The organism is bacterium SCSIO 12827, from assembly GCA_024397995.1.
In the GTDB taxonomy this organism is placed as follows: Bacteria; Pseudomonadota; Alphaproteobacteria; order Rhodospirillales; family Casp-alpha2; genus UBA1479.
Window position 1 is genome coordinate 2,718,572 of record CP073746.1, and the last position, 26,190, is coordinate 2,744,761.

The 26,190-nt window shown below is 62.1% G+C and carries 27 protein-coding genes; 13 read left to right on the plus strand and 14 right to left on the minus strand.

The genetic code is table 11. The features are described 5' to 3' along the window. Window positions 1–58 precede the first annotated feature (58 nt). Window positions 59–559 carry an OmpA family protein gene (locus KFF05_12805; GenBank protein UTW50813.1) on the plus strand — a complete coding sequence of 167 codons (501 nt, stop codon included), beginning with the start codon at window positions 59–61 and terminating at the stop codon, window positions 557–559. Window positions 560–571: 12 nt separating this feature from the next. Here KFF05_12805 and phnN read toward each other — a convergent pair whose 3' ends face one another. The 3 genes from phnN to KFF05_12820 all read right to left on the minus strand — a co-directional run bounded on the left by phnN (window position 572) and on the right by KFF05_12820 (window position 2,976). Continuing rightward, entirely contained in the window at window positions 572–1,168 is a 597-nt protein-coding gene (gene phnN / locus KFF05_12810; GenBank protein ID UTW50814.1) for a phosphonate metabolism protein/1,5-bisphosphokinase (PRPP-forming) PhnN, read from the minus strand. A 78-nt stretch (window positions 1,169–1,246) separates the two neighbouring features. Continuing rightward, window positions 1,247–1,795 (minus strand): hypothetical protein, encoded by a 549-nt coding sequence (locus KFF05_12815; protein UTW50815.1) that lies wholly within the window; start codon window positions 1,793–1,795, stop codon window positions 1,247–1,249. Window positions 1,796–1,905: 110 nt separating this feature from the next. Beyond that, complete coding sequence (locus tag KFF05_12820) at window positions 1,906–2,976, minus strand: response regulator (GenBank protein UTW50816.1); 1,071 nt, start codon at window positions 2,974–2,976, stop codon at window positions 1,906–1,908. A gap of 226 nt (window positions 2,977–3,202) precedes the next feature. Between KFF05_12820 and KFF05_12825 the strand changes: the two genes are divergently transcribed. The 3 genes from KFF05_12825 to KFF05_12835 are packed head-to-tail and all read left to right on the plus strand — an operon-like array spanning window position 3,203 to window position 5,651. Beyond that, complete coding sequence (locus KFF05_12825; protein UTW50817.1) at window positions 3,203–3,994, plus strand: SDR family oxidoreductase; 792 nt, start codon at window positions 3,203–3,205, stop codon at window positions 3,992–3,994. 21 nt (window positions 3,995–4,015) lie between these two features. Next, window positions 4,016–4,825, plus strand: coding sequence for a class II glutamine amidotransferase (locus KFF05_12830; GenBank protein UTW50818.1), 810 nt, complete (start codon window positions 4,016–4,018; stop codon window positions 4,823–4,825). Beyond that, window positions 4,800–5,651, plus strand: a complete 852-nt coding sequence (locus tag KFF05_12835) for a zinc dependent phospholipase C family protein (GenBank protein UTW50819.1) — start codon at window positions 4,800–4,802, stop codon at window positions 5,649–5,651. The genes KFF05_12830 and KFF05_12835 overlap by 26 nt, the downstream gene beginning before the upstream one ends. On the opposite strand, the gene KFF05_12840 is transcribed toward KFF05_12835, so the two are convergent. The 5 genes from KFF05_12840 to KFF05_12860 form a co-directional block, all read right to left on the minus strand. Next, complete coding sequence (locus KFF05_12840; protein UTW50820.1) at window positions 5,648–6,526, minus strand: FkbM family methyltransferase; 879 nt, start codon at window positions 6,524–6,526, stop codon at window positions 5,648–5,650. The two genes, KFF05_12835 and KFF05_12840, sit on opposite strands and share 4 nt — an antisense overlap. Before the next feature lie 61 nt (window positions 6,527–6,587). Beyond that, window positions 6,588–7,943 carry a DEAD/DEAH box helicase gene (locus tag KFF05_12845; GenBank protein ID UTW50821.1) on the minus strand — a complete coding sequence of 452 codons (1,356 nt, stop codon included), beginning with the start codon at window positions 7,941–7,943 and terminating at the stop codon, window positions 6,588–6,590. Between the two features lie 312 nt (window positions 7,944–8,255). After that, a complete protein-coding gene (locus tag KFF05_12850) occupies window positions 8,256–8,879 on the minus strand; it encodes a superoxide dismutase (protein UTW50822.1) in 624 nt (207 codons plus the stop codon). Window positions 8,880–8,974: 95 nt separating this feature from the next. Next, entirely contained in the window at window positions 8,975–9,436 is a 462-nt protein-coding gene (locus KFF05_12855) for a hypothetical protein (protein ID UTW50823.1), read from the minus strand. 182 nt (window positions 9,437–9,618) lie between these two features. Next, a complete protein-coding gene (locus KFF05_12860; protein UTW50824.1) occupies window positions 9,619–10,098 on the minus strand; it encodes a sigma-70 family RNA polymerase sigma factor in 480 nt (159 codons plus the stop codon). 55 nt (window positions 10,099–10,153) lie between these two features. On the opposite strand from KFF05_12860, the gene KFF05_12865 reads away from it, so the two are divergent. Next, window positions 10,154–10,372 (plus strand): hypothetical protein, encoded by a 219-nt coding sequence (locus tag KFF05_12865; GenBank protein UTW50825.1) that lies wholly within the window; start codon window positions 10,154–10,156, stop codon window positions 10,370–10,372. A gap of 22 nt (window positions 10,373–10,394) precedes the next feature. Here the strand turns inward: KFF05_12865 and KFF05_12870 are convergent, their stop codons facing one another. Next, a complete protein-coding gene (locus KFF05_12870) occupies window positions 10,395–11,057 on the minus strand; it encodes an arylsulfatase (protein UTW50826.1) in 663 nt (220 codons plus the stop codon). Between the two features lie 323 nt (window positions 11,058–11,380). Here KFF05_12870 and KFF05_12875 point away from each other — a divergent pair, with 323 nt between their 5' ends. After that, on the plus strand, window positions 11,381–13,348 hold the full coding sequence (locus KFF05_12875; protein ID UTW50827.1) for a PAS domain S-box protein: 1,968 nt from the start codon (window positions 11,381–11,383) through the stop codon (window positions 13,346–13,348). Between the two features lie 22 nt (window positions 13,349–13,370). Here the strand turns inward: KFF05_12875 and KFF05_12880 are convergent, their stop codons facing one another. The 4 genes from KFF05_12880 to KFF05_12895 all read right to left on the minus strand — a co-directional run bounded on the left by KFF05_12880 (window position 13,371) and on the right by KFF05_12895 (window position 20,080). Further along, window positions 13,371–14,552, minus strand: a complete 1,182-nt coding sequence (locus KFF05_12880) for an acetyl-CoA C-acyltransferase (protein ID UTW50828.1) — start codon at window positions 14,550–14,552, stop codon at window positions 13,371–13,373. A gap of 21 nt (window positions 14,553–14,573) precedes the next feature. Continuing rightward, the gene (locus tag KFF05_12885; GenBank protein ID UTW53706.1) at window positions 14,574–16,640 is read right to left on the minus strand and encodes an enoyl-CoA hydratase/isomerase family protein; all 2,067 of its coding nucleotides are present in this window, start codon (window positions 16,638–16,640) and stop codon (window positions 14,574–14,576) included. A 63-nt stretch (window positions 16,641–16,703) separates the two neighbouring features. Next, a complete protein-coding gene (locus KFF05_12890; protein ID UTW50829.1) occupies window positions 16,704–18,368 on the minus strand; it encodes an acetolactate synthase in 1,665 nt (554 codons plus the stop codon). 74 nt (window positions 18,369–18,442) lie between these two features. After that, entirely contained in the window at window positions 18,443–20,080 is a 1,638-nt protein-coding gene (locus KFF05_12895) for a long-chain-fatty-acid--CoA ligase (GenBank protein ID UTW53707.1), read from the minus strand. A 229-nt stretch (window positions 20,081–20,309) separates the two neighbouring features. Between KFF05_12895 and KFF05_12900 the strand changes: the two genes are divergently transcribed. The 6 genes from KFF05_12900 to KFF05_12925 all read left to right on the plus strand — a co-directional run bounded on the left by KFF05_12900 (window position 20,310) and on the right by KFF05_12925 (window position 24,043). Continuing rightward, window positions 20,310–21,533: an acyl-CoA dehydrogenase family protein gene (locus KFF05_12900; GenBank protein UTW50830.1), complete on the plus strand. Its 1,224-nt coding sequence runs from the start codon at window positions 20,310–20,312 to the stop codon at window positions 21,531–21,533. 186 nt (window positions 21,534–21,719) lie between these two features. Then, the gene (locus KFF05_12905) at window positions 21,720–21,884 is read left to right on the plus strand and encodes a hypothetical protein (GenBank protein ID UTW50831.1); all 165 of its coding nucleotides are present in this window, start codon (window positions 21,720–21,722) and stop codon (window positions 21,882–21,884) included. Further along, window positions 21,845–22,753: a DUF481 domain-containing protein gene (locus KFF05_12910; protein UTW50832.1), complete on the plus strand. Its 909-nt coding sequence runs from the start codon at window positions 21,845–21,847 to the stop codon at window positions 22,751–22,753. The genes KFF05_12905 and KFF05_12910 overlap by 40 nt, the downstream gene beginning before the upstream one ends. A gap of 395 nt (window positions 22,754–23,148) precedes the next feature. After that, the gene (locus KFF05_12915; GenBank protein UTW50833.1) at window positions 23,149–23,358 is read left to right on the plus strand and encodes a cold-shock protein; all 210 of its coding nucleotides are present in this window, start codon (window positions 23,149–23,151) and stop codon (window positions 23,356–23,358) included. 109 nt (window positions 23,359–23,467) lie between these two features. Continuing rightward, on the plus strand, window positions 23,468–23,770 hold the full coding sequence (locus KFF05_12920; GenBank protein ID UTW50834.1) for a hypothetical protein: 303 nt from the start codon (window positions 23,468–23,470) through the stop codon (window positions 23,768–23,770). A gap of 60 nt (window positions 23,771–23,830) precedes the next feature. Further along, window positions 23,831–24,043, plus strand: a complete 213-nt coding sequence (locus tag KFF05_12925) for a hypothetical protein (GenBank protein ID UTW50835.1) — start codon at window positions 23,831–23,833, stop codon at window positions 24,041–24,043. A 44-nt stretch (window positions 24,044–24,087) separates the two neighbouring features. Here KFF05_12925 and KFF05_12930 read toward each other — a convergent pair whose 3' ends face one another. Next, a complete protein-coding gene (locus KFF05_12930; GenBank protein UTW50836.1) occupies window positions 24,088–24,651 on the minus strand; it encodes a histidine phosphatase family protein in 564 nt (187 codons plus the stop codon). Window positions 24,652–24,792: 141 nt separating this feature from the next. Between KFF05_12930 and KFF05_12935 the strand changes: the two genes are divergently transcribed. Beyond that, a complete protein-coding gene (locus KFF05_12935; protein UTW50837.1) occupies window positions 24,793–26,190 on the plus strand; it encodes a HAMP domain-containing histidine kinase in 1,398 nt (465 codons plus the stop codon).

The window sequence follows — 26,190 nt, forward strand, 5'->3', positions numbered from 1 at the left end:
GCCCTGATTGCGGGCGATATCTCCTGTCATCGGATCAACCCGGTAAAGGAGACAGACCATGCCCAGCCACGCTTACCCTCCCCGGCCCGTCGCGGGCCTGATCGCCACCGGCCTGGTCGCCGCCAGTCTGGCTGCCGCGGGCCTGTTCGCAACAGCCCTGCTTGCCGCGGGTGTCGCCCGCGCGGACGAGCCTTATGACGCGGCCTGCAACGCGGCCCCCGAATACGGCCAATCCGTTCCTTTGATCGTCACCGGGTTCAAGACCGGCAGCGCCACCGTTCCCGATGATCAGGAAATCGATATCCGTGCCTTCGCGAAGGCCCTACCATCGGGCACGACCATCTGTGTCGTTGGCCAAGCCGACAAACGCGGTCCGGTGGACTTGAACGACCAACTCGCCATGAACCGCGCCCGCGCCGTCGCCGCGCGCCTGATCGGCGCCGGTGTGGCACCACAGAATCTCAGCGTTTCGTCACGGGCGGAAGCCTTTGGTGACACGGCGCCCAGCTGGTTCTGGTTTGACGGCAGCCGCCGGGTCGAGGTTGTTGCTCTGGACTAACAGCGCAATGCTTCAGGTCAGGTCCCGCAGAATGCGGGCAAACCGGCCGACCGCCGCTTCAAGCGGCCCATCATTGGGAAAATCAATAACGTCCGGGCCTTCCACACGGAAGGCCCGGGCGCGTTCCAGCCGGTGGGCAATCTGCGCGTCGGTTTCCCGGGCACGGATGCCCAAGCGCGCGCGAAGGGTGTCTTCATCAGCCGTCACCGAAACGACACGCAGGTGCCGAAACCGGCCCCGTGCCTCTTCAATCACGGAACGGGACGCATTGACCACCACGGTGCGCCCGCCCAGAAGGTGGTCCACGGTTTCCGTCGGGATGCCGTACCACAGGCCATGGGCACCCCAGGATAGAAGGTAGCCTCCCAGTTCACGGCGGGCATGGAACTGGCTTTCCGTGACCGCGACATGGTCCTCGGATCCGGCATCGGCCGGGCGGGTGATATCGCGGCGGGGGAACACGATGTCGGCGCCACCGGCGAAGGCGCGCCGGGCGCCGTCGATCAGGCTGTCCTTGCCCGCCCCGGACGGGCCGACGACCAGAACCATGGTTCCGGATAACGTGTCCTGGGTCACGGCGCGGACGGGGATGCGGGGAACTGCGAACATGGCCCCGGTAGATACAGGGCCTGAATGACCCCGGCATGAACGCCGGGTGACGGTTCGGTTAAGTCCATGGCCAAATGCCTAAAGGGCAGGGTGCCGGCGCAAGATCGGCGGCGGGCCGTCGAAAAAACGCGCGGGCCGTGTCGGGTGCAGGATTGGCGGCGGACCGTTGGAAAGGTGCCCGGGTCGAGCCGGGCGCGGCAGCGGCAATGGCGCCGGGCGCACCGACAGGGCACTCAGCCGTTCGCGGAACCGAACCTTGGCTTCCGCAACATGGCGGCCCCGAGGATAGGTCAGGAGATAGACCTTCACTTTTTCCGGATCATTGGAGGCATCGGCCTGACGCCAAAACGCCGTATCCGCGTCGATCACCGCCATGACAATCGACACTTTTGAATCGGCGGGGGTTGCCGGCGCCAACAACTCCTGTTCCTCGACCTCGGCAACGGGTTGGGCTGTCACTTCTGGACCATTCTGATCAGCGGGGGCAGGCATGATAAATTCCGCCCCGCCCTCGCCGGTCACGGCCGCCGCCGTCGGCAAGGGCATCAGCCCGATGGCGAGCGCCAAGGCCGCAGGCAGCCATACTCGACCGTGACAGGGGCTTAATATCGGCTTCGGCGTCTGCATGATCTTACCCTTCCGTTCGGGGAACCGGTCGCATCGGCACCTTCTATATTCTTATTTAAATATAAAATTACATATAAAACAATATATAAATATCAACATTCCAGTCCCGGCTATCCTGCAGCGGCGCGGGTGATTTTCTTGATCGCTGCCTGCAACTGAGACACCAGTTCACGCCCCGTCGTGCCGCCGTCACCTGAAATGTTGTTGCGCAGGATAACGGTCAGGGAATCGATGTGCACCTTGACCAGTTCGATGCTGGAGGCGCTGTTCGGCAGGCCACCGCCCGTAAACCGCATCAGCGAATTACCAACCATGGAAACCAGGGGATAGCCGAAAGTCTCGCCTTGCAGGCCCAATTGCTTGGCTAACCCGTGAATACGCTGGAAGTGCTCTGACTTGTCCGGCGCCGCGCCCGCTTCGGCCATGATCCGCTGCAGGCTGTCGACATAGTCGAGGGCCGACCCCACATATTCTTCCTTCGACCGCTCCAATTCCTTCTGGGCCTTGAACACGGCCCCCTGGGTGAACAGGGCGTCACCATCGTCGTCACCACCGCCGGCTTTGCGCTTCAGATGGTTGGGCGGGCGGAAGATCCGGATCACGCTGTCGTTGGGAAACCGTTCCAGCGCGGTCGCCAGCGGTGAGCGATCGATACGGACGTCGGAACGGTCCAGGTCACGGCGTTCCCTGGGCACCGGCTTGAGGCTGCCGCGACGATCGGGCCCGAAATAGGCAGTGTTGTAGACGAACGGCCGAGGCCGGTTGACCACGGTCAGGATACGGTCGACCAAAGCATCCACCGTCACCGGTTTGAGCAGGAATTGGGTCGCCCCGAAGCCACGGGCCTCGGCAACGGTCTTCGGGTCAAACGCCTTGGCCATCAGGATGACCGGTAGGAAGCGGTTCGGCGAATCCTTGTTCATGCGAATCCAGCGCACCATGTCGACGCCGTTCAACATTTCCTCGAACATATCGCAGATCATGAAATCGACGGTATCGACCCGTTCGGTGACGCTTTTCTTCGATAACCGTTTCAGTAGATTCAGCGCATCGTCGTTGCTGTTGGCGGTCAAAATTTCGCCGACACCCAACGCTTGCAGAAGATTATGTATCATCCAGCGATGCGCGTCGTCCTGATCGACGACCAGGACGGTGAAAGAGCGCAGATTTATGGTGGCCAAGTTGGGCCTCACGAGCGGTCTGCGTCCCGTGTTCGTCACGGAAACGTTTTTTGTGGTGGGAATCCCACCCTCTGCTTGCACAAAGTGAAGTGCATGCACCGGCCCGGGTCAACCCTGCCTAAAGTTAGCCTCATAAATTCGCGCGCTGGCCCGTTCCCAAACTCCGAAAACCGTGAAAAAGTGTCGCTGGACAAGGGGAAACACCCGGCCAGACGGAGGAGACACCATGACCGCTATGTTCGACCTGACAGGCAAGATCGCCTTAATCACCGGTTCAAGCCGGGGAATCGGCAAGGCCATCGCCGAAGCCTATGCCCGCCAGGGTGCCAAGGTCATCATCACCTCGCGCAAGTTGGACGCCTGCGAAGCCGTCGCGGCACAAATCAACGAGGAAAACTACGACGCACCCGGCGAGGCCATGGCCATCGCCTGCAACGTGTCCGATGTGGGACAGCTCACGTCCCTGGTTGATCGGGTCAAGGCGGAATGGGGGCGCATCGACATTCTGGTCTGCAACGCGGCCGTGAACCCCTATCACGGGCCGATGTCCGGGATCGACGACGGCGCCTGGGAAAAGATCCTGCAGGTCAATGTCACCAACGTACTGAAGCTGTGCAACATGGTCCTGCCGGACATGGCCGCGCGGCGCGACGGCGCGGTGATCCTGATTTCGTCCGTCGGCGGGCTCAAGGGGTCCATAAACCTGGGCGCCTATGCGGTATCCAAGGCCGCCGACATGCAGTTGGCACGCAACCTGGCCGTCGAATGGGGCCCGCACAACGTCCGCGCCAACGCCATCGCGCCTGGCCTGATCAAGACCGATTTCGCTCGCGCCCTCTGGGAAAACCCGGAAGCCCGCGCCCGGGCCGAAGCCGCTTACCCGCTCGGCCGGCTGGGCGAGCCGGAGGATATCGCCGGCACGGCGATCCTGCTGGCATCGGACGCCGGCAGCTTCATTACCGGACAAACCTTTGTCGTCGACGGCGGCGGGGTCGCCGCCGGCAACCGTTACAGCTGATATCGGGAAAGGACCACCGACATGTGCCGCTGGCTCGCCTACGCGGGACCGCCCATCTACCTGGACACCCTTTTACTGCGCCCGGAAAACTCCCTTGCCCGACAAAGTCTGTCGGCCAGTCAAAGTGCACATGTGGTCAATGCCGACGGCTTCGGCATCGGATGGTACGGCGAAAAGGACCGCCCCGGCCTGTACAAGGACATCCTGCCCGCATGGAACGACGTCAACCTGTTGAACATTTCCGAACAGGTAAAATCGCATTTGTTCTTCGGCCATGTAAGGGCGACCACGGGTACCTCCGTCAATCGCACCAATTGCCACCCCTTCCGCCATGGCAAATGGCTGTTCATGCACAATGGCGAAATCGGCGGCTGGTCCAAGGTACGCCGCGCCCTTGCCATGGCCGTGTCGCCCGAACTGTTTCCCAACATCCAGGGCACCACGGACAGTGAGATTTTCTTTCACCTGCTGCTGACCTTCGGCCTGGACGAAGACCCGGAGGCCGCCATCCGCCAAGCAATCCAAACCATCGAAAAGGCACAGGCGGACAGCGGCGTGACCGAGCCCTTCAACATGACCATCGCGCTGACGGACGGGCAGACCATCTGGGCGCTGCGCCATGCCTCGTCGGGCAGGGTGCCGACACTCTATGTCGGCATGGGCGCCAAGCCCCATGACGCCGCGGATGAGGTGACCGTGGCCACGGGCACGGCGATCATCATTTTGTCGGAACCCTTGGATGACGACCTCAAGCAATGGACGGCCATCGAGCCGGACCATCTTGTGATTGCCGGGGACGGCGGCCTTGTCGTCTCCCCGTTCGCTCTGTGACGTAATGGCACCGCGCTATGCCGTGGCGGTTCTGATTCTGGCCGCCCTGACGACAACGCCCGCCCATGCCTGGAAGAATGGCCCGCCGGACAATAAGGTCACCAACAACGCAGCCGACTGCTTGGCGCCGCCCTATTCAACCCATGACTGGATCGCCGACCACGCCCGCGCGTTGTTGCCGTCGGCGGCGCGCGCCTGGCTGGACCCGCACCGCGTTCTCATGCTGATCGGCACGGAAGCCCCCGACTACGCGAAAATCGAAGCCATCTGCGGCGCGCCCAATCGGGGTTACAACGACACCGGCCAAGGCCGCCATGACCTGAGGTTCGATGCGAACGGCGGGATCACCCGTGACCTGCCCGCCCAACGCGCACAGGAGGAATATGAAAAAGCCGTCCAGGCTTACCGCGCCGGCAGACCGGACCATGCCGCCTTCTTCCTGGGTGCCGCCATGCATTACATCGGCGACCTGGCGCAGTACGGGCACACCATCAAAGGCGAAACGCACCATGCGGATTTCGAGGAATGGGTCGGCGCCTTGACGCTGTCGTTCGCCGGCGGCGGCGTGTTCGAAAAATTCATCGTGGTGGACGGGCTGGAGCCGCGCCGGGCCGATGACGCCGTCCTGCGCACGGGACGCTTCACCTGGACGGGTACCGCACCGGTGCTGCCCCCGACCGAAATGGATTCCCGGTTCGGGCCTGCCGCCCTGGCCGATACGGCCTTCATCGCCAGCATCGGCCATTGCCTGAACAACGCCGTGAACGAAGCCGCCGACATGCTGTTCGGGTTTTATGAGGCCGTCGTCAGGACAAACGCTCGTTAGCCTTCGAACGGCGCAACGCGGGGCCAGATTTCGGCGACCGCGTCCAGGGTCGAAAACAGCACGTTGAAGACATAGGGAGATGCAAGCTCCGTCGCCTCGGGCACCAGGATCGGCAGGTGATCTTTCTGCGGAAAGGCAAAGGTATCGTAGCCCCGTGCCTTCATCCAACTGCGTAAGTCGCGCTGGCTCGCCCCCATCTGCTGCAAGCCGAAGTCATTGACCTCGCAGATCACGAAGGGCACCCGGTCGGGTGCAAAGAACCCCTCCCCGCCTTTGAGCACCGTCAACTCGGCGCCTTCTGTGTCGATTTTGACGGCGCGACAGGCATCGATGTTTTCCGCTGCCGCCAGGGTATCCAGGCGTGTCGAGGGATAGCTGTCCTTGGCCGGGGACGCCCGTGAGCGCTGGTTGAAATCATGCAGGCCCGGATCCCACATGGCGTGGCCGCCGTCATTGTCCGCATTGCGGTAGAAGTCGATGGTTCCATCCACTTCCGAGGCCACGGCATTGACCGCCGTAACGTTCCCGCGTTCGTTCAGCGTCATCAGGTCCTTGAGCCAGGTGAAATTGTCGGCGTTCGGCTCCACCGCGACGACGCGGCCGGCATCGCCGACCAGATGGGAGGCGAGCAGGGAAAAGAACCCGATATGAGCACCGACGTCGAGAAAGCAGTCACCCGGCCGCAACGCCCGGATCAGAAACAGCGACAGGGACTCCTCATAAAGGAGTCCCTGGCTGAGCGCCTGCAGGATCGACCGTTGGGACATTTGCCCCAGGTCGACGCGAAGCTGAAGGACGATGGGCCGCCCCGCCAAATCCAGGTTCACGGGCACCGTATGGATACCGTGGGTCGGAAGCGTGGGCGATGCCGTCATCTTGGCGCTGTTCCCTTGGTCAAAATGCGCAGGACAGCGACCAGTCTAACCCTTGATCGTGTTAGGCCGCCATACCGCGGTTGCCGCCTTGGGAGCCACGACGGCTGCGACCGCCGCCGCGCTTGCCACCACCGCCGCCCGGACCGCCGCGGTTTGGGCCGCCCCGGTTCTGGCCGCCGCGGTTCTGACCGCCTCGGCCTTGGCCGTTGCGTCCGCCATTGCCGCCGTTGTTTTTGCGCACATCGGGCCCGCTGTCATTGGCCGCTGAATTGGCGATATCGGCGGCATGATAGGGATGGCCATCGAACACCGGCACCGGCTGGCGGATGCACTTCTCGATATCGCGCAGGCAGCCGCGTTCGTCATGAGCGCAGAAGGAAATGGCGATGCCCGAAGCCCCCGCCCGCGCCGTACGGCCGATGCGGTGGACATAGCTTTCCGCATCGTTCGGCAGGTCGAAGTTGATGACGTGAGTCACACCGTCGACATCGATGCCGCGGGCGGCGATGTCCGTCGCCACCAGGGCGCGGATGTCACCGTCGCGGAAGCCCTTGAGGGCCCGTTGGCGGGCGTTCTGGGCCTTGTTACCGTGGATCGCGTCGGACTTCACGCCGTTGTCGTGCAGGTGACGGGCGACCCGGTCGGCACCGTGCTTGGTGCGCGTGAAGATGAGAACCCGCTCGATGCGCGGATCGTTCATCAACTCGCCCAGCAGGGCCCGCTTGTCGTCCTTGGCGACGAACAGCAAACGCTGTTCGATCTTTTCCACCGTCGTCGCGGCGGGCGTCACTTCGACCTTCACCGGATCGTTCAGAAGCTCGTTCGCCAGGCCTTCGACGGTTTTCGGCATCGTCGCCGAAAACAGCACGGTCTGACGCTCGTGCGGCAGCACCTTGGCGATCCGCTTGACGTCACCGATGAAGCCCATGTCAAGCATGCGGTCGGCTTCGTCGAGGACGAAAACGTCGACGCTGTCCAGGTTGACGTGGCGCTGCTTCATGAGATCCATGAGACGGCCCGGGGTGGCGACCAGAATATGAACGCCGCGCTGCATGGCGACGATCTGGTTGCGCATAGAAGTGCCGCCGAACACGGTCTGAACCCGCAAGGGCATCTGACGACCGTAGGTCCGCAGGCTTTCGGCGATCTGGGTCACCAGTTCGCGGGTCGGCGCCAGAATCAGCACGAACGGGCGGTTCGGCACGGCCTTGCGAGAATTTTCCGCGAAGGACTGCAAAATCGGCAGCGCGAAGGACGCGGTCTTGCCGGTGCCTGTCTGCGCCACGCCCAGAAGGTCGCGGCCCTCAAGCAGCGGCGGGATGGATTTTTCCTGAATGGGGGTGGGGGTGGTGTAGCCCTCGTCGCTCAGCGCACGAAGGATGGGTTGGGCCAGGTTAAGGCCCGCAAAATCGGTCATGTGATATGTATACTCTCTCGATCAATTGGTCTTCGCCCGCGCGCCCCAAGCGATCGTGTCGGGGGCGGCAGGTTCGCCGGCATCATGCAAGCTTTCTCGGCCGGAACCGCATTCACACGGATATCCGCCTCACGAAACGCCCTTAGATGTCGGTATCAAAGAAGACCGGATCGACAGAGTCGGGTCCGGCAAGCGATCGAAATTCGACCTGAATGGGAGTGTCGCTGGCGCTACATGACGTCGGGGCTTCCCGGAAGTCAAGGGAATTCGCGGTAGCGCGCTCCCTTGCTTCCGGTGGTCGGCGGGGTTCTGTCAGGCGGCGAGAATCTCAGGATCGCCCTGACTTGCCAGACATGTCTCGGCAAAGTTCCAGTCGGCCAAATGGTCGAAGAAGGCTTCGAGAAACGCCTGTCGGGCATTCTGATAATCCAGGTAATAGGCGTGTTCCCACAGGTCGCACGTCAACAGCGGCTTCAACCCTGCGGTCTGCGGCAGATCGGCGTTGGCCGTGCTGACCACGTCGAGCGCGCCGTCCGCTCCTTCGACCAGCCATACCCAGCCCGACCCGAAGCGGGCCATGCCGTCGGCGATGAAACGGGTGCGCAATTGCGGCAGGGATCCGAAGGTTTCCGAAATCCTGCTCGCAAGAGGCCCCGTCGGTTCCGCCGCGCGGTCCGGCGACATGCAGTGCCAGAAGAACCCATGGTTCCAGGCCTGCGCCGCGTTGTTGAACACCCCAGTATCGCCCTTTTCATGGGCGCGGCGGGCAACGTCGATCAGCGCCATACCGTCATAGTCGGTGCTCTTGACGGCGTCGTTCAGCTTGTCGACGTAGCCCTTGTGGTGCTTGCCGTGATGAAAGCTGAGGGTCCGTTCCGACATATGCGGCGACAGGGCGTCCTTGGCATAGGGAAGATCGGGAAGCTTGAAAGTCATTGTCGGTTCCTTCGTGGTCATGGGAGGGAAAAGTGCGCCGGTCGGCGGTGGGACCAGCCGGCGGACGCCGCAGCGCCCGCCGGCAAGCGCCTGCGTTAGGACTTCTGCTTATCGGCCACCATGGCGCGGAATTCCTCGATCTTATCGCCGAGCGCCTCCAGGCCTTCCTTGGTGGCCTCCTTGGCATCCGTCCATTCACCCTTGGCCGACTTTTTCAAGTCGGCGATCTGTTGATTGAGCGCATCGCGCTGGCGGTCGATGGCCGCGCGGGCTTCGCGCCATTCCTCCTTGACCTCGTCGGCGGCATTGGCGCCTGCCTGCTTGGCATCTGATGCCGCTTCATCGAGCTTGCTGTCCAATGCCTTGGCCTGCTTTTGCGCCCAGTTGACGAAGTCATCGACGGCATCCCCTGCCGTGGCTTCCTGAGGGGCGGCCTTGTCACCGGCGGCCTGGGCAGCGCCCGGCGCGGCAGACAGGCCCGCGGCGACTGCCGCCGCGGCCAGAATGGCGATGGGGATACGGGTATTCGGGGTTCGAATATGAGTTCGATAGGTCATGTGATCTTCTTCCTCTTTTCGAAGCAATGCATGAAAGGAATTGCGCAAACCGCATTGCCGGCTGTACGCGCCATTGACGTCTGGCGGCTTTCCCCTGATCGCAAGGATGCATTCCGCAACACGGGACGCATTTCCATTTGATGAAACGATTGTGGCGTTTTCCCGGCTGGAACCGGGCGCCTTCAGGCCGCGCGGGCCAGCACGCGACGGGCCCGCGACAGGCCGCTTTTCACCGTGCCGACGGCGATATTCAATTCGCGCGCGACGTCCTGATAGCGTTTTCCCTCAATCACCACGAGATGAAGAATCCACCGGTCCCGGGGCCTCAAGGCCGCCAGGGCGCGGTCCAAATCCTTGAGTCGCAGGCGATCAATCTGGTTAGGCGGTTGCTGGAAATCGACAAGCCAATCTTCGACGGGAACGTGAAACCCCCGCCGCTGCCGTCGGCGCGCGCGGTCGATGAACAGGTTGTGCATGATGGTGAACAGCCAAGCCCGTAAGTCCGTACCGGACTGAAACCGGTCAAGGCGCGACACGCCCCGCTCCAGGCAATCCTGCAACAGATCGTCGGCGCGGTCCGGAGTGGCTTCGAGGAACCGTGCATACCGGTACAGGTCGGGAATCTGATCCTCGATCGCCTGCATGATCCGCCTCTCGGTCATGGCAGGGATAATAACATATTTTCCTTATGTAAATCGGTGCAGGTAGAGAAAAATCATGGCCGCGCTGGAACTTTTGCGTTCCGCAACCGTTCATTCATGGATTGGACGTGACAACAAACGGAGGGAGCACGCCATGGCTACAAACCCCACAAGTCCCGAAGGTCATACCGACACCAAAGGCCGGGCAAAGCCTAAATCGATGCGCGATTTGGTCATTTTTGGGGTGATGATCGTGATCGGTATCGGCGTCGTCGCCGCGCTGGTCACGAAATAACAAGCCTGCGGAACCAACCGCGTCAGACGCCTAACACGCGGCGTTTCATCTCGGCCACGGCAGCATGGGGGCTGGTCAGCACGGGCAGGCCCGTATCGGCACCGATTTCTGCCGCCAACGGCGCCATGGAAAACTGCGCCAGCACGATGCAGCCGCAATCGCTCAGCCGGGGTGCGGCCGCGACCACGGCGCGGTCATGGGCATCGCGCCGCCCCGCCCCCAGGTCGGCCCAGGCCCCTTCGACCAGCAGCGGCACCACGGTCATGTCGATGTTCCGGGCCGCCGCCAGGTTTTCCATGTCCGCCGTCATGTCCGGCAAGGTCTGAGGGTGGGTCGCCAACAGGCCGACGCGCCCGCCCCGGGCCAGGGCGGCGTCGAGAATTGCCTCGTTCGGCTTCATTACCGGCACATCATACTGTGCCGCGATCTGGTCGATGATCGCGCCGAACGCGGAACAGGTGAACAGAATGCCGTCGGGCCGCCGGGCCTTGGCATAAGCCGCCAAGTTGAGAAACCGTTCGGTCAGCGCCGGGGTCAATTTGCCCCCCGCCGCCGCCAGATCCGTGGTCAGGCTTTCGTCCAGCAGCGTCCAATATTCGGCCTCGGGCCAGAGATCCTTGAACGCCGTCTCGACCGGCAGGATGGCTTCGCGGGTGGCGTGGATCAGGGCGATTTGATTTGTCATTTCCTGTGTATGAAGCTTTTTCTTCGAAAAATCCAAGGCAATTGACCGGCACCATAGAGTGACGGAGAACACATCCCTCATGCTAAAGAACTGATAACCTACCCAAAACATGTATGCATAAGCGTCACCTGTTGTGGCATGAAAATCATGGGTTTAGTCCTGCACCAGGGAACCCCGCGTCTCAATAAATCTAACTGTCCGGTTTCAAAAGAATGTCTTCATCTTAATTCGCATATGAACCCGGCTGATTATTGGCGGCACCGAAACAATTCGGTCCGCAACATCACCGCCAAGTACGGTACGAAATCCGCAGGCAATCACCAATGTGGCCAAATCATCTAGATATCGCGCGCTTCTTCGCGCTGAAGATCGACCCAAGCGTCGTCCTTCCGTCCGAATACAATTCCGCCCTTGTGATCCTCTCGTTCTTCGTCGCGACGCTGGCAGGGTTTGCTTTTGTCCATCTGTTGCACCGTATCGCGGAGCACGAGCACACCAGTAGTCGGTACCCGTGGATGGCGGGCGGCGCGCTGATCATGGGCCTTGGAATTTGGGCCATGCACTTCATCGGCATGCTCGCGTATGAACTGCCGATTCCGGTCACCTATGACCCCCTGATCACCCTGGTATCCGCAATACCCGCGATCCTTGCAAGCGCATGGAACCTACATATCGTCGCACGCAGTGACGTGACGCGGCTGCGTCTTTACATGGGCGGAATTGTCCTGGGTGGCGGTATTGGCCTGATGCACTACACCGGCATGGGCGCCGTCGATTTCGACGCTTATATCCGCTACGACCTGCCGCTGTTCGTACTGTCGCTACTCGTCGCGGTGGCCCTTGCCATGTGTGCACTTTGGGTCGCGTTCAGGGCGTCGCGCCGGGACACCATCCGCACCCTGGCCAACGAGGCGATCTCGGCGCTGCTAATCGGTGCCGCCGTGGCAGGGATGCACTACACGGCAATGAGTTCCGCAATCTGTCTTGCGCGGAACGGGACCACAACACCGCTTCCAAGCATCGGAACCGACGTATTGGCCGTTGCGACGGCCACCGTCGCAACACTGATTTTGATCGCGGGCATTGCCGCCGTCGTGTTTGACCGCCGATTGGCGTCCGAAGTTTTTTTCCGGCAAGAGGCGAGCCAACGCGCCAACCAAACCGCCCAACGCCTGCAACTGATCATGGACAACGTGGCGGACGCGGTGCTGACGTTGGATGGTCATGGAATAATCGAAACATGTAACGCGGCCGCTGTCCGGATATTCGGATATCCGGCCAACGAACTCGTCGGGCTCAATATCGCCCAATTGCTTTCGAACCTCAGGACAAACGAGGACCGCGCACCGATGATGCGCTACTTCTCCGATCCCTCGACGCGATCAGCGGAAGGAAACGGGTTCTCCATCATCGGCCGTCAAAAGGACGGAACCCACGTGTATCTCGAGGCTGTATTAACGGAAGGCCGGCAGGCTGACCGCTCCGTGATCGTCGCGGCCCTGCGCGACATGACGGAACGAAACGTCGTGGCCGCTGCGCTTGCCCGTGCCAAAGAAGCCGCGGAAAAGGCCAGCCAAGCCAAGTCGGAATTCATTTCCCACATGAGCCATGAACTCCGCACCCCCTTGAATGCCGTAATTGGCATGGCCGATCTTTTGCTCGAAACTCCGCAGTTGCGACAAGATCCGGATACTGTCCAATCCTACCTGGGTGATATCCGTGAAAGCGGCAGGCATCTATTGAGCCTCGTCAACGAGATTTTGGACGTATCGGTTATCGAGTCCGGTGGCAGAGCGCTTGAATTCGAAACCTTCGATGCCGTTGCTGAAATCGAAAACCTGATCCGTCCGCTGAAAACGACTGAGGCGGCGACGGCCGTGCTGTCCTTCCTCAAGAAAGAGGTTCCGGCCTTGATCACCGCCGACAGGCAATCCTTTCGTCAGACGATCCTCAATCTCACCGCCAATTCAATCAGCCACGGCGGCGAGGGCGTGGAAATCAAGATCAGCGTCGACACCGATATGCCGAACGGCTTTACCAAAGTCGTGGTGTCGGACAACGGCCCGGGCATTCCGAATGATATGCTTACGGCCATTGGCCAGCCGTTCCTGAAATCGAAAGCCGCATACCGCTATTCAGAACAAGAGCGGACGTCCAACGGCGCCGGCATGGGGCTTTATATCGTCAAACGCCTGCTGGTTCTGAACGGCGGAAAGTTGGAACTGACGAGTGCGCCCAACACCGGCACCACCGCGACGACCTACTGGCTGCGCAACGCAAACGCCGCGTGATCCATCGCCCGCCGTTATTTCGTCAGCAAATCTCGAACAGCCCCGCCGCGCCCATGCCACCGCCGATACACATGGTGACGACCACGTTCTTGGCCCCCCGGCGTTTGCCTTCGATCAGGGCATGGCCGGTCAAGCGCGCCCCCGTCATACCGAAGGGATGGCCCACGGAAATGCCACCGCCGTTGACGTTCAAGATTTCCTGGGGGATGCCCAGCTTGTCGCGGCAGTAAAGCACCTGCGAGGCAAAAGCCTCGTTCAGTTCCCAAAGGTCGATGTCATCCATCTTCAGACCCTGGCGTTCCAGCAGGCGCGGGATGGCGAACACCGGGCCGATGCCCATTTCGTCCGGCTCACAGCCCGCCGTGGCCAGGCCCTTGAAAATACCGAGCGGCTGCAGGCCCCGGCGTTCGGCCTCTTTCTCCGTCATGATGACGCAGGCCGACGCCCCGTCGGAAAGCTGTGAAGCATTGCCCGCCGTGACGAACTTGCCCGGCCCCATCACGGGTTCCAACTTGGCCAGGGCCTCAAGCGTCGTGGTCGGGCGGTTGCCCTCGTCCTTGTCCAGGGTCACTTCCTGTTCCGTGACCTCGCCCGTTTCCCGGTTCTTGACCCGCATGGTGGAGGTCAGCGGCACGATCTCGTCATCGAACTTGCCCGCCTGCTGCGCCGCCGCGGTGCGCATCTGACTTTCCAAGGAATATTCGTCCTGGGCCGCGCGGGTGACGCCATAGCGTTCCGCCACAAGGTCGGCTGTGTCGATCATGGGGATCCACATCTCCGGCTTGTGCTCAAGCAACCAGTCTTCCTTGACCTCGTTCTTCATGGCGTTATCGCGGACCAGACTGATGCTTTCCAGACCGCCGGCCACAGCCACGGGCAGACCGTCCATGACGACCCGGTTGGCGGCCACGGCGATGGCCTGCAGGCCGGACGCGCACAGCCGGTTGATGGTCGTGCCGCCGGTCGTGACCGGCAGGCCCGCGCGGATTACCGACATGCGGGCGATGTTCTTGCCTGTCGCCCCTTCGGGCATGCCGCAGCCCAGTACCACGTCTTCGACCTCGGCCGGGTCGATCCCGGCGCGGGCGACCGCGTGCTGGATGACGTGCCCACCCAGGGTCGCGCCATGAGTGTTGTTGAAGGCACCCCGGCCGGCCTTGCCGATGGGGGTGCGGGCGGTGGAGACGATGACGGCGCGTTGCATATTCTTGTTCCTTCTTGGTCTCTATAGATCGGCGAATGTGCCGCCCGCGCGGGCAAGCTTTTCCAGAAGCGGCGCAGGCTCAAGCGCCGGCGAGGCGGCCTTCGCCCAATGGGCCAGACGTTCGTAAACATGCTTGGCGCCGACCTGATCGGCGTGGAACATGGGCCCGCCCTTGGCGATGGGGAAGCCGTAACCGTTGGTCCAGATGATGTCGATGTCCGACGCGCGCTGGGCCATGCCCTCGTCGAGGATTTTAGCCCCCTCGTTGATCAGGGCATAGAAGCAGCGCTCGTGGATTTCCGTATCCGTGATCTCGCGGCGCTCGATCCCCAGCTCGGCCGAGGCCGCCTCAATGATCTTCTGCACCTCGGGATCCGGCAGCGGCTTGCGCGATCCTTCCTCGTAGCGGTACCAGCCGGCATTGGTCTTCTGGCCTTTACGACCGGCCTCGACCACCCGGTCGGCAGCCACGGGCCAGCGTTCGCCCGGCTTGATGAATTGCTTCTGCCGCTTGCGCACCAGATAGGACACGTCGAGTCCCGCCAGATCGCCCACGGCCAGGGGTCCCATGGCGAAGCCGAAATCCAGAAACACCTTGTCAATCTGCTGCGGCAGGGCCCCTTCCTCAATCAGGAAATAAGCCTGGCGGGTATAGCGGTGGTACATGCGGTTGCCGACGAAACCGTCGCAGTTGCCGACCAGCACCGGAATCTTTTCGATCTTTTTGCCGAGCGACATAACCGTGGCAATCACGTCCTTAGCCGTTTCCTTGCCGCGCACGTTTTCCATCAGCTTCATGACGTTGGCCGGGCTGAAGAAATGGGTGCCGATGACATTCGCCGGCCGCTTGGTTGCCGCAGCGATCTCGTCGATATCCAGGGTCGAGGTATTGGTCGCCAGGATCGCGCCCGGCTTCATCACCTTATCAAGCTCGCCGAAGATGGTTTTCTTCAGGTCCATTTCCTCGAACACCGCCTCGACCACGATATCGGCGGAACCGATGCCGGCATAGTCGGTAACGCCGGAAATCAGGCCCATGCGGGTATCCATGGCGTCCTGGCTGAGCCGTCCCTTGGAGACGGTGGCGGCGTAATTCTTTTCGACCTTGGCCATCCCCGCCTTGAGCGCCTCGTCCGAGGTTTCCAGAACGGTCACCGGAATGCCCGCGTTGGCGAAGCACATGGCGATGCCGCCGCCCATGGTGCCGCAGCCGACGATGGCGGCGGTCGCGATCGGGCGTTTCTGGACGTCCCTGGGCACGTCCTTGACCTTGGCGGCCTCGCGTTCGGCGAAGAACAGATGGCGCTGCGCCTTGGACTGTTCGGAATCCCGGCATTCGACGAAAATGTCGCGTTCCGCCGCCATGCCTTCGTCGAAGGATTTGGTCGCCGCGATCTCGACGCAGTCGATGCAGGCGAGCGGCGCCTTCAGCCCGCGCGAGCGGCGTTCCCAGGTCTTGCGCATTTCGGCGAAGACTTCCGGGTCGGCGTCGGTCACCGCCAGATCGCGAACCTTGCGGAGCGCCGCCCCCTCGGCGACCAACTTTTCCGCGTAGGCGACGGCGCCCTCGGTCAGGTCGCCGGAAACGATCTCGTCGATGATCCCCAGGTCATGGGCCGCGCCCGCGGCAAACGGGTCGCCGGACAGGATCACCTTCAACGCCCGCCGGGCGCCGATGATGCGCGGCAGGCGTTGCGTGCCGCCGGACCCGGGCACGATGCCCAGCTTGACCTCGGGCAGGGCGACCTGGGCGGTGGCGTCGGCCACGCGGTAATGACAGCTGAGCGGCAGTTCCAGGCCGCCGCCGAAGGTCGTGGAATGCAGGGCCGCGACCACGATCTTGGGAAAGTCCTCGATCCGGGCGCAGAGCTGCCGCAGGGTCGGTTCCGCCGGGGGCGTGCCGAATTCGCGGATGTCGGCACCACCGGAAAAGCACCGCCCACCGCCCCGGATCACCACGGCGTCGATGCCGCCGTCGGCTTCTGCCTTGTCCAGGGCGTCCATGACGCCCGCGCGCACCGCATGGCCCAGGGCGTTGACCGGCGGGCTGTCGATGATGACGACGGCGATGCGGCCCGTGATATCCATCGTGACGGGCGTTGCGGGATCGGATGCGGACATGGCTGTTTCCTTTTGCTTTTGCGGACGGGCCTATTGGGGCTTGCCCGGTTTCAGGCTGGTCAGGTTGGTATAGGCACTAATGTGTTCAAGCGACGCAGCGACATCGATGACCACGGGGCCGTTATGGGCCAGGGCTTCGGCAAGCACGTCGTCCGCCTGTTCGGCCGTGTCGATCCGCAGGCCTTTGGCGCCGAAACTTTCCGCCCATTTGGCGAAGTCCGGGTTGACCAGATTGGTGCCTTCGATGCGGCCGGGAAAGGATTTTTCCTGATGCAGGCGGATGGTGCCGTAGCTTTTGTTGTTGGATACGAAGATGCGCACCTTCGCACCGTACTGCACGGCGGTCGCCAATTCGTTCCCGGTCATCAGCGTGCCGCCGTCGCCGCACACCGTGACGACCTGGCGGTCCGGATGGCGCAAGGCCGCCGCTACCGCGGACGGCACACCCAGGCCCATGGCCCCGGACACGGCCCCCAGCAAAATCTGCGTCGGCTTGAACGGGAAATAGCGATGGACCCAGGAATTGAAGTTGCCCGCGTCCATGGTGATGACCGCATCGCCTTTCAGCTGCGCCCTGAAGGCGGCAATGACATGGCCGAAGTTGACCCCGTCGGGCGCCGACCAGGGCTTCCATTCCGCCATCTTGCGGTTGGCGTCGCGTAGACGCTTCAGCCAATCGCTCCGTCCCGTCGGCGCCTGTGGCGACGTCAAGGCGGCCAGACGTTCGATGAAATCCTCGGCGTCGGCGCAAATGGACTGCGCCGTTTCGAACACATGGTCCAAATGGTCGCCGTCGGGATAGACGTGGATCAGTGGCTGCTTGGGCTGAGGGGCCTCGGGCAGCAGGTAGCCCTGGGTCGTGACATCTCCCAGGCGCGTGCCGACGGCGACGATCAGGTCCGCGTCCTGCAAGGTTTCGCGGATTGATGCCGGCACGCCGTACCCCAAGTGGGCCGCGAAATGGTCGTGGTCGTTGGGGAAGATGTCCTGGTTCTTGAAGCTGGCGGCGACCGGCAGGGACCAGGCTTCGGAACAGGCCAGCAATGCCGCCCGCGCCGAAGGGGCGCGCAGCATGCCGCCCGCGATCAGGACCGGCCGCTTGGCGCGGCCGATGGCCGCCGCCACGGCCTTGACCTGGGCGTCCGTCGCCTTGGGCTTTTCCAAGGCGATTGGGCTGACACCCGTATCTTCCGCCGGGTCGAGCAACATATCCTCGGGCAGGACCACGACGACCGGGCCCGGCGTGCCTTCCTGGGCAATCTGGAATGCCTGAGCCACGACCTTGGCCAGATTCTTGGGCTCATGCACTTCGTCCACATGCTTGGCCATGTCGCCGAAGGTGATTTTGTAGTCAACCTCTTGGAAGGCGCCGCGGCCCAGATCGGCGCGCGGCACCTGGCCGATGAACAGGACCAGCGGCACCGCGTCCTGTTCCGCCGTATGCACGGCGATGGCGGCATTACAAGCACCCGGTCCGCGGCTGACCAGGGCAACGCCGGGGGCCCCCGTCAGCTTGGCATCGGCGACGGCCATGAACCCGGCTCCGCCTTCGTGGCGGCAGGATACGACCTGGATGTCATCGCAATCGTGCAGGGAATCCAGTACCGCAAGGTAGCTTTCTCCCGGCACACAGAACACACGGTCGACACCGTGCAGCACCAGTGTATCCACCAAGGCGTCGGCGGCGCGTTTCATTTTATTGTCTCCTCCCGGATTGAGTCTTTCCGGAACTTTAGCATGGCGTGATCGGGTGAAAATGGTGTGCTGTTTCATTCCGCGACGCTGATCGTCTCGGGCCAGCGGTAGTCGGCGAAATGCTCACGCAGATCCTTCTTGGAAATCTTGCCCGTCGCCGTATGGGGGATTTCCTCGACGAACACGATGTCGTCGGGCAGCCACCATTTGGCGACGTGTTTGGCCAACACGGCGCGGATACTGTCGGGCGAGACAGTTGCACCCTGGCGCGGGACGATAACCAGCAGAGGCCGTTCCTCCCACTTCGGGTGTTTGACGGCGATCGCCGCTGCCTCCACCACGTCGGGATGGGTAAGGGCATAATTCTCCAAATCGATGGAACTAATCCATTCGCCGCCCGATTTGATCAGGTCCTTGGAGCGATCGGAAACACGGACCAGCCCATCGGACGAGATCGAGGCCATGTCGCCGGTGCCGAACCAACCCTCGGCGTCGAAGGCGGCTTCCGTCGCAGCGTCATCCTCGAAATACGCGGCGGCGACCCAGGGGCCACGAACAAACATCTGGCCCACGGCCTTGCCGTCATGGGGCAGCCGGGTGCCGTCAAGATCGACGATCTTGACCTCAAACCCGAACAGCGGCCGGCCCTGGGTCTGCTGAACCTTATAACGTTCGTCCGCCGGCAGGTCCTGATGACGCTGGCGCAGGCGCCCGGTGGTACCGGCGGCGCTCAATTCCGTCATGCCCCAGGCATGGACGACGGCGACGCCGTAGTCTTCTTCGAACGCCTTGATCATGGCCAGCGACGGCGCCGAGCCGCCGATGTTGCAGATCTTCAGGTGGGGCAGCTTGGCGCCCGTCTTCTTGAGGTGCTCAAGCACGCCGATCCAGATCGTCGGCACCCCGGCGGTGACCGTGACCTTTTCCTCTTCCAACAGGCGGCAGATGTTGTCCCCGTGCATATGCGGGCCGGGCAGCACCAGTTTGGTGCCGGAAATGGGCGCGGCGTAAGGCACCATCCAGCCGTGCACATGGAACATGCTGACCGCCGGCAACAGGACGGTGCGGGAATCGATGCATAGCGGATGGTCGCTGGATGTTCCGGCAATCGCATGCAGCACCATGGCACGGTGGGTATACAGCACACCCTTGGGATTGCCCGTGGTGCCCGACGTATAGCAAAGCGCCACCGCCGTTTTCTCATCGAACTCCGGCCAGTCGAAGGTGTCGTCCTCGGCGGCCAAAAGGTCTTCGTAACAGACCGCGTTCCGAAGCGACGTCTTCGGCATCTTGCCGCTGTCACACAGGATGATGAACTTCTCGATGGTCGGGCATTGATCCTGCAGGCCTTCCATCATCTCGACCCAGGTGGTGTCGATGAACATCACACGGTCCTTGGCGTGATTGATGATGTAGACGATCTGATCGGGAAACAGGCGCGGATTGATCGTGTGGATCACCGCCCCCGACCCGCCGATGCCGTAATACAATTCGAAATGCCGGTAGGTGGTCCAGGCCATGGTGCCGACACGGTCACCTTGCTGAATACCCAGGCGCGTCAGGGCATTGGCAAGGCGGCACATGCGCTTGTAGGCGTCGGCGTAGGTATAGCGGTGCATGTCGCCTTCGACCCGATGGGTCACGATCTCGACATCGCCATGCCAGGCGGCCGCATGCTTGACGATCATCGACGTCAGCAGCGGCACGTCCATTATCAATCCGTGCACGGATGTTCCTCCTTCGTGCGTATTGGTCTTTTCCCCGGGCCTTGCGCCCGGGTTTTCCGGACTATGGCGGCACGCTGCGGGCGAGATCAAGCATCCATGAAAGCACGGTTCGCAGTGCGGAACGGGTGCCGGGTGGGCCTTGTATTCGCCGGGCGATGCGCTAACACTTCTCACGCTTTCCACCAGACCATCGAAAAGACCTAAGGACACGGCCATGGACTTCACCCCTTCCCCCCGCACCGTTGAACTGGCGGACAGACTCGCGGCCTTCATGGAGGCCGAGGTTTATCCCAACGAAGCGCTTTATCAGGAACAGCTTTCGGCCGGGGACACGCGGTGGAAGGTCGTGCCCATCGTTGAGGACCTGAAGGCCAAGGCCAAGGCGGCCGGTCTGTGGAACCTGTTCCTGCCAGAAAGCGAGCTGGGTGCGGGCCTGACCAATCTGGAATACGCGCCCTTGTGCGAGATCATGGGCCGTGTTCCCTGGGCCCCCGAGGTCTTCAACTGTTCCGCCCCCGACACGGGCAACATGGAAACCCTGGTCCGCTACGGCGATGCGGCGCAGAAGGAACAATGGCTGAAACCCTTGCTGAGCGGGGATATCCGATCCGCCTTTGCCATGACCGAGCCGGATGTGGCGTCGTCGGACGCGACCAACATCAAGACCAGCATCCGCCTAGACGGCGACCACTACGTCATCAACGGGCGCAAATGGTGGACCTCGGGTATCGGGTCCCCCCACTGCAAGGTCATGATCGTCATGGGCAAGAACGATCCCAATGCCGAAACCTACCGCCAACAGTCCATGATCCTGGTTCCGGTCGACACACCCGGCGTCACGGTCCTGCGCATGCTTGACGTCATGGGCTTCGACGATGCGCCCCACGGCCATGGGGAAGTCGTGTTCGATAATGTCCGGGTTCCCGCCGGCAACATGCTGCTGGGCGAAGGACGCGGGTTCGAGATCGCTCAGGGACGCCTCGGCCCCGGGCGCATCCACCATTGTATGCGCATCATCGGCATCGCCGAGCGGGCGCTGGAGATGATGTGCAAACGCGCGACCGAACGGGAAACCTGGGGTAAGGCCCTGGCCGACCGCGGCGTCACCCAGGAACGGATCGCCCAAAGCCGCATCGAGATCGAGATGTGCCGCCTCTTGGTTCTCAAGGCCGCCTGGATGATGGACGAAGTCGGCAACAAGGCCGCCCGTCAGGAAATCGCCATGATCAAAGTCGCCGCGCCCAACATGGCGCTGGCGGTCGTCGACCGCGCGATCCAGGCCTTCGGCGGCGCCGGCATGTGCCAGGACACGCCGCTCGCCTATTATTGGGCGCGCATGCGGGCCCTCAAATTCGCCGACGGCCCCGACGAGGTTCACCGCCGCCAGATCGCGCGCACGGAACTGCGCCGGCAGATGAATTGGCCGCCGCGCGGCTGACCCCGGTTTTCCCGGGCAAATTTGCATCAGGGCATGGGGCCGTGTTAGGCCCTAGGGGACGGTCGGCCATGATCGTCCGGCCATTTCCGTGCGGAATCGGCCGTTCCGTTCCTCCCCCGCGTGCCGAACCGCGGGGCGATGCGCCGGCCCCGCCGCCGGCGCTGAACACAGAAAATTAGGATCGTTATGCCCAAGATCTCCAACCTGCCTGCCGGGGCGGGACTGTTTTTATTGATGTCCGCCGTCTTCCTGTTCGACACGCCTTCTCTTCGCGCCGCGACCGGAAACGGCGCCGCCCCGAATTCGCCCCCATGGCGGAAGCCGCCCGCCGCGACGACATTGCCGGCCTGAAGTTGGCGTTGGTATCCGCGATCGCGTCCGAGCCCCGCCGGTTGGACGAACTGGTGGCCTACGCGGTCGCTGCCGCCCCCCGGCACCGGGACGCCCTGGCCGCCACCGCCACCGCCGCCTTTCCGGCCTTTGGCGACCGCATCAACACCGCCGCGAACGGCACCCCCGTGACGAGCAGCGGCACAACCGGTGCCGCCGTCCTGCCCATAGCGCCGACCGCGTCACCGGGCGAATGGTCGGGCGAGGTCGAACTGGGCGGCGGACGCGCCACGGGCAACACGGAAACGGAAGAAGTCAACGCGGCGGCCAAGGTCAGCTACACGCGCGGGCCGTGGGAAGCCGAAGCGACGGCAAGTTATGATTTCGCCAAGGACACCGGGACCATCAACACGCAGCACCTGCGCCTGGGCGGCAATGCGAAATACCTCTTCACCGACCGCGCCTTCGTCTTCGGATTGATCGATTACGACGATGACCGGTTCAGCGGCTTCACCTACGAACTGACCCAGGCCGCCGGCCTGGGCTACAAGGTCATTCGCTCGGACGATATCGGTCTTGAGATGACCGCCGGCCCCGCCCTTCGTCTCAGCGAGGTCAAGGCGACGGAAGAACAGCTTGTCGAACCCGGTGCCCGAGGCGGGCTTGGATTCCGCTGGCAGGTTTCGGACAACGCCACCTTCACCAACACCGCGTCGGTGACATGGGGCGATGAGCGGACGATCACCGAAAACACCGCCGCCCTGACCATGAAGATCGTCGGTGGCCTGTCTGGGCGCCTGTCCTATCACCTGGAACACAACTCGGGCGCGCCGGCGGGTACCGAGGCCACGGACACCCTGACCAAGGCCTCACTTGTCTATGGGTTCTGATGGACCGGTTGTTCAATGCTTGGCCCGGCAGGGTGGAATTCCCTGAATTGAAAAATAACAAAGCAAACAATCGCAAAATTTTATTTATCCGGTCGGGCCCTTTCAAATATTCATGAAATCGACTGTAGGTCGTTGTTAAAAACCGTCCTTTTCGGAATTTTTTGATTTTTTTCAAGGCCATCGACGGCATTGCGACAATGACACGAGAACCCAGACCATTGACTTTTGGGCCTTTTCACCCCCATATGGCTCATACGTGTTACATTTGTTATGTCGATCTTAGATACCGGTTCGCCGGGTAGCTTCGTTATCCCCTGACAATGTGAACGTTAAAACGCCGCGCCGCGCATGGTGCGGGGCGCATTTGCTTCACCCATTGAACGAGGAAAACAACAATGGCTACTGGTACCGTAAAATGGTTCAACCCGAACAAGGGTTTCGGCTTCATTCACCCCGACGATGGCTCCAAGGATGCATTCGTGCATATCTCCGCCGTCGAACGCGCCGGCATTCATTCCCTGCGCGAAGGCCAGAAGGTCACTTATGACCTCCAGGCCGGGCAGAACGGCAAGTCCTCCGCTGAGAACTTGACGATCGCCGACTAACGTCTGAGATCCCGCCCCCTGCTTTTGGGCCGGGGGCGGGCTCAATCGTTCGCGGGCTGTGTGCATTTCCATGCCGCCTCCACCTTCGTTACAGTAAAGGAGAGCTCCCGTGACGACATCTACCCGCCAACGCACGACCGCCCGCTCACGGGCGGAGGACGAATTTCTCGCCACTCAGAAAAAGAACAAGAAAGTGCTCGAAGAAAAAGAGCGCGAGCGTGATGAGAAATCCCAGCACGTGGCCAAATTGAAGGCACAGCGTCTGGCCAAGGAAGCCGTTGAGCGCGAAGAAGCCGAACGGGAAGCCGCCGCCAAACCGGCAAAACCTGTCAAGGCCGCGAAGACCGTGAAGCCGATCAAGGCGGGAAAGAAGAAGCCAGCCGGCAGCCTGCCTCAATTTCATCGCTTCTAGGGGCCGCACGGCCCGTTGAATGCGGCATCTGTACAAAGATATTGAACGAAGAGAAGACCCGTGACTGACGCCATCGATACCAAGGATTATGAAACGGACGCCGACGGCGGCCAGGTTTCCCCCGACCGGCCCAAGACGCGGACCTGCCTTCGATGTGAGACCCGATTCATGAGCGCCTGGTCCGGCGAACGGATTTGTCCGCGCTGCAAGGGGTCGAGCGCTTGGCGCAACGACGCCCCCCTTCCCCAGCGATCCGGTTCAACCGTCAGCTGACCCTCCAGCAAGGCCGGCTTGCCTTGCCCTTCTCCGCCCCATAATCATTCCACCGCGACGGTTGCCACAACCGCGAAGCGGCCATTGCCGTCGCGTCGCAAGATGACGATCTCGCCGGGCCGCAATGCAACCCCCGCAAGCCCCGAAATCAACGTGTAATGCGTGACCAGAATCGTCGGCCGATCCAACGGCTGTTCGGCAAGCCATGCGCGAATCTCTGCAAGCCGACTGCCCTTCTGATTGGGTTCCCGTTGATAGGAATTCAGCGCCGGTAATTCCACGGCCGGGCCAAGCGCCATGCCCGCCGCGGTGTCTCGGCAGCGGCACCATTGGCTGGTAAACACCCGTGCCTGCGTGATTCCACCGGCCCGGAACGCGTCTCCGATACGCTGCGCCTGCGCGCGTCCCGCGTCGTTCAAATTGCGCTGCGTCGAACAGTCCCCCAACGTGAATTCTTTCGGGTCTCCGCCACCCGGGGCCAGGGCATGACGAACCATGGCGAAATGCCCCTCTTCGGACAGCACCGTCAGCGGAGACTGCATCTCCGCACCGAGCGGCCGGGCAACCAGGACCAGAAGGAAAACCAGTAAGGCAATCCTGCCGCGCATTGTTATCCTCATCTGCCCCAATCTGCCATCCACCACAATCTAAACGTTGCCGGTCAGCCTTTGGTTATATATGCGCGCGCGCCATCAGCGGATATAATGTCTTAGATTCCAGAAACTTGCCATCTACGCGGATATAACTTCTTGAAACATCGGCTCGTCCCGATCATCGCGCTTGCGTCAGGTATTTTTGCCACGCTGGTTTTTGTCGGCGTCAGCGCCTTCAATGCAACGCTTGATCGGATTGTGATTGAGCAGGCGGAACGCACCTCGATCGCCTGGGCCCGCTATATCGGCAACCGCATGAACCGGATCGAGGACATTGCCAAGGGTGCCCCGCTCAGCGAAGAGGAACAGCAGTTTCTCAACGGCGTACGTGGATTCGGCGACATTTTCCGGTTCAAGCTGTTCGACACTCAGGGCCGCATTCGCCTGATCTCCGACGACCTGCATACGGATCTCGCCAACAATCCCACCGTGGGTGAAGACAATTGGAAAGCTCTTTCCGTGGTTGAGACGGGAGAGCCTTATTCCGAGTTGGAGGACGGTCGGCTCAAGCCCGATCGGCCGGACGTCTACGCAGAAACCTATGTGCCTGTATGGCGCAATGATCGCATGGTCGCGGTCGCCGAAGTATACATGGACCGCACAGTCGAAACGGCGGCATTGCGTGCCGACTTCCTGACGTTCGGGTGGCGCGCCACAGGGCTGATCCTTCTGGCACTCAGCCTTCCTGCCGGGCTGGCCGTCTGGACTGCCCTGCAACTGCGCCGCCAGAACCATGTTCTCAACATCGAACGCAACCGCGCACGTGAGGCGGAGCGGACCAAGGGCCGGTTCCTCGCGCATATGAGCCACGAATTCCGCACGCCTTTGAATTCGATCCAGGGATTGACCCAGGTTCTGCTGCGCGGCGACCTTGGCCCGCTGGAAAACCCCAAGCATCGGGAATACGTGCAGGACATCTACGATAGCGGTGACCACCTGCTGTCCCTGGTCAACGATGTGCTCGATCTGTCCAAGATCGACTTCGGCAAGTACGACCTGACGGAAAGTGAATTCAACATCGGTAAATGCGTCAATGCAGCACTCCAAGTCGTCAAGGGATGGGAAGCCTCGGGCCCGCTGGTCTTTGAGGCCCATAACCTTGAAACGGGCCTGTTCGTTCGCGCGGATCGGCGGGCGATCTATCAATCGACCCTCAACCTGCTGTCCAATGCCGTGAAGTTCACGCGGCCCGGCGGTCGAATTGATCTATCCGTCACCCTCGACGAAACCGGGGAATGCGTGATTACCGTGGAAGATACCGGCATCGGAATCGCCGAACGCGATCTTGCCCGGATATTCGAGCCGTTCGCGCAGCGTGGAAACCATGACTACGTCGCGTCTCACCGTGGATCGGGGCTTGGCCTGACACTGGTGAAATCGTTGATCGAACTGCACGGCGGCCGGGTATCCCTGGACAGCACCCCCGGCACGGGCACGACAGTCCGCATCCATCTGCCGAAATCGCGGGTCGTCAATCCGCCGGCCGCGGTATGA

Bases quoted from the DNA above. Each gene is read 5' to 3' on its own strand.
- KFF05_12805 (UTW50813.1), top strand. From the start codon at position 59: ATGCCCAGCCACGCTTACCCTCCCCGGCCCGTCGCGGGCCTGATCGCC.
- phnN (UTW50814.1), bottom strand. From the start codon at position 1,168: ATGTTCGCAGTTCCCCGCATCCCCGTCCGCGCCGTGACCCAGGACACG.
- KFF05_12815 (UTW50815.1), bottom strand. From the start codon at position 1,795: ATGCAGACGCCGAAGCCGATATTAAGCCCCTGTCACGGTCGAGTATGG.
- KFF05_12825 (UTW50817.1), top strand. From the start codon at position 3,203: ATGACCGCTATGTTCGACCTGACAGGCAAGATCGCCTTAATCACCGGT.
- KFF05_12830 (UTW50818.1), top strand. From the start codon at position 4,016: ATGTGCCGCTGGCTCGCCTACGCGGGACCGCCCATCTACCTGGACACC.
- KFF05_12840 (UTW50820.1), bottom strand. From the start codon at position 6,526: ATGACGGCATCGCCCACGCTTCCGACCCACGGTATCCATACGGTGCCC.
- KFF05_12845 (UTW50821.1), bottom strand. From the start codon at position 7,943: ATGACCGATTTTGCGGGCCTTAACCTGGCCCAACCCATCCTTCGTGCG.
- KFF05_12850 (UTW50822.1), bottom strand. From the start codon at position 8,879: ATGACTTTCAAGCTTCCCGATCTTCCCTATGCCAAGGACGCCCTGTCG.
- KFF05_12855 (UTW50823.1), bottom strand. From the start codon at position 9,436: ATGACCTATCGAACTCATATTCGAACCCCGAATACCCGTATCCCCATC.
- KFF05_12860 (UTW50824.1), bottom strand. From the start codon at position 10,098: ATGACCGAGAGGCGGATCATGCAGGCGATCGAGGATCAGATTCCCGAC.
- KFF05_12865 (UTW50825.1), top strand. From the start codon at position 10,154: ATGGCCGCGCTGGAACTTTTGCGTTCCGCAACCGTTCATTCATGGATT.
- KFF05_12870 (UTW50826.1), bottom strand. From the start codon at position 11,057: ATGACAAATCAAATCGCCCTGATCCACGCCACCCGCGAAGCCATCCTG.
- KFF05_12875 (UTW50827.1), top strand. From the start codon at position 11,381: ATGTGGCCAAATCATCTAGATATCGCGCGCTTCTTCGCGCTGAAGATC.
- KFF05_12880 (UTW50828.1), bottom strand. From the start codon at position 14,552: ATGCAACGCGCCGTCATCGTCTCCACCGCCCGCACCCCCATCGGCAAG.
- KFF05_12885 (UTW53706.1), bottom strand. From the start codon at position 16,640: ATGGATATCACGGGCCGCATCGCCGTCGTCATCATCGACAGCCCGCCG.
- KFF05_12890 (UTW50829.1), bottom strand. From the start codon at position 18,368: ATGAAACGCGCCGCCGACGCCTTGGTGGATACACTGGTGCTGCACGGT.
- KFF05_12895 (UTW53707.1), bottom strand. From the start codon at position 20,080: ATGGACGTGCCGCTGCTGACGTCGATGATCGTCAAGCATGCGGCCGCC.
- KFF05_12900 (UTW50830.1), top strand. From the start codon at position 20,310: ATGGACTTCACCCCTTCCCCCCGCACCGTTGAACTGGCGGACAGACTC.
- KFF05_12905 (UTW50831.1), top strand. From the start codon at position 21,720: ATGCCCAAGATCTCCAACCTGCCTGCCGGGGCGGGACTGTTTTTATTG.
- KFF05_12910 (UTW50832.1), top strand. From the start codon at position 21,845: ATGGCGGAAGCCGCCCGCCGCGACGACATTGCCGGCCTGAAGTTGGCG.
- KFF05_12915 (UTW50833.1), top strand. From the start codon at position 23,149: ATGGCTACTGGTACCGTAAAATGGTTCAACCCGAACAAGGGTTTCGGC.
- KFF05_12930 (UTW50836.1), bottom strand. From the start codon at position 24,651: ATGCGCGGCAGGATTGCCTTACTGGTTTTCCTTCTGGTCCTGGTTGCC.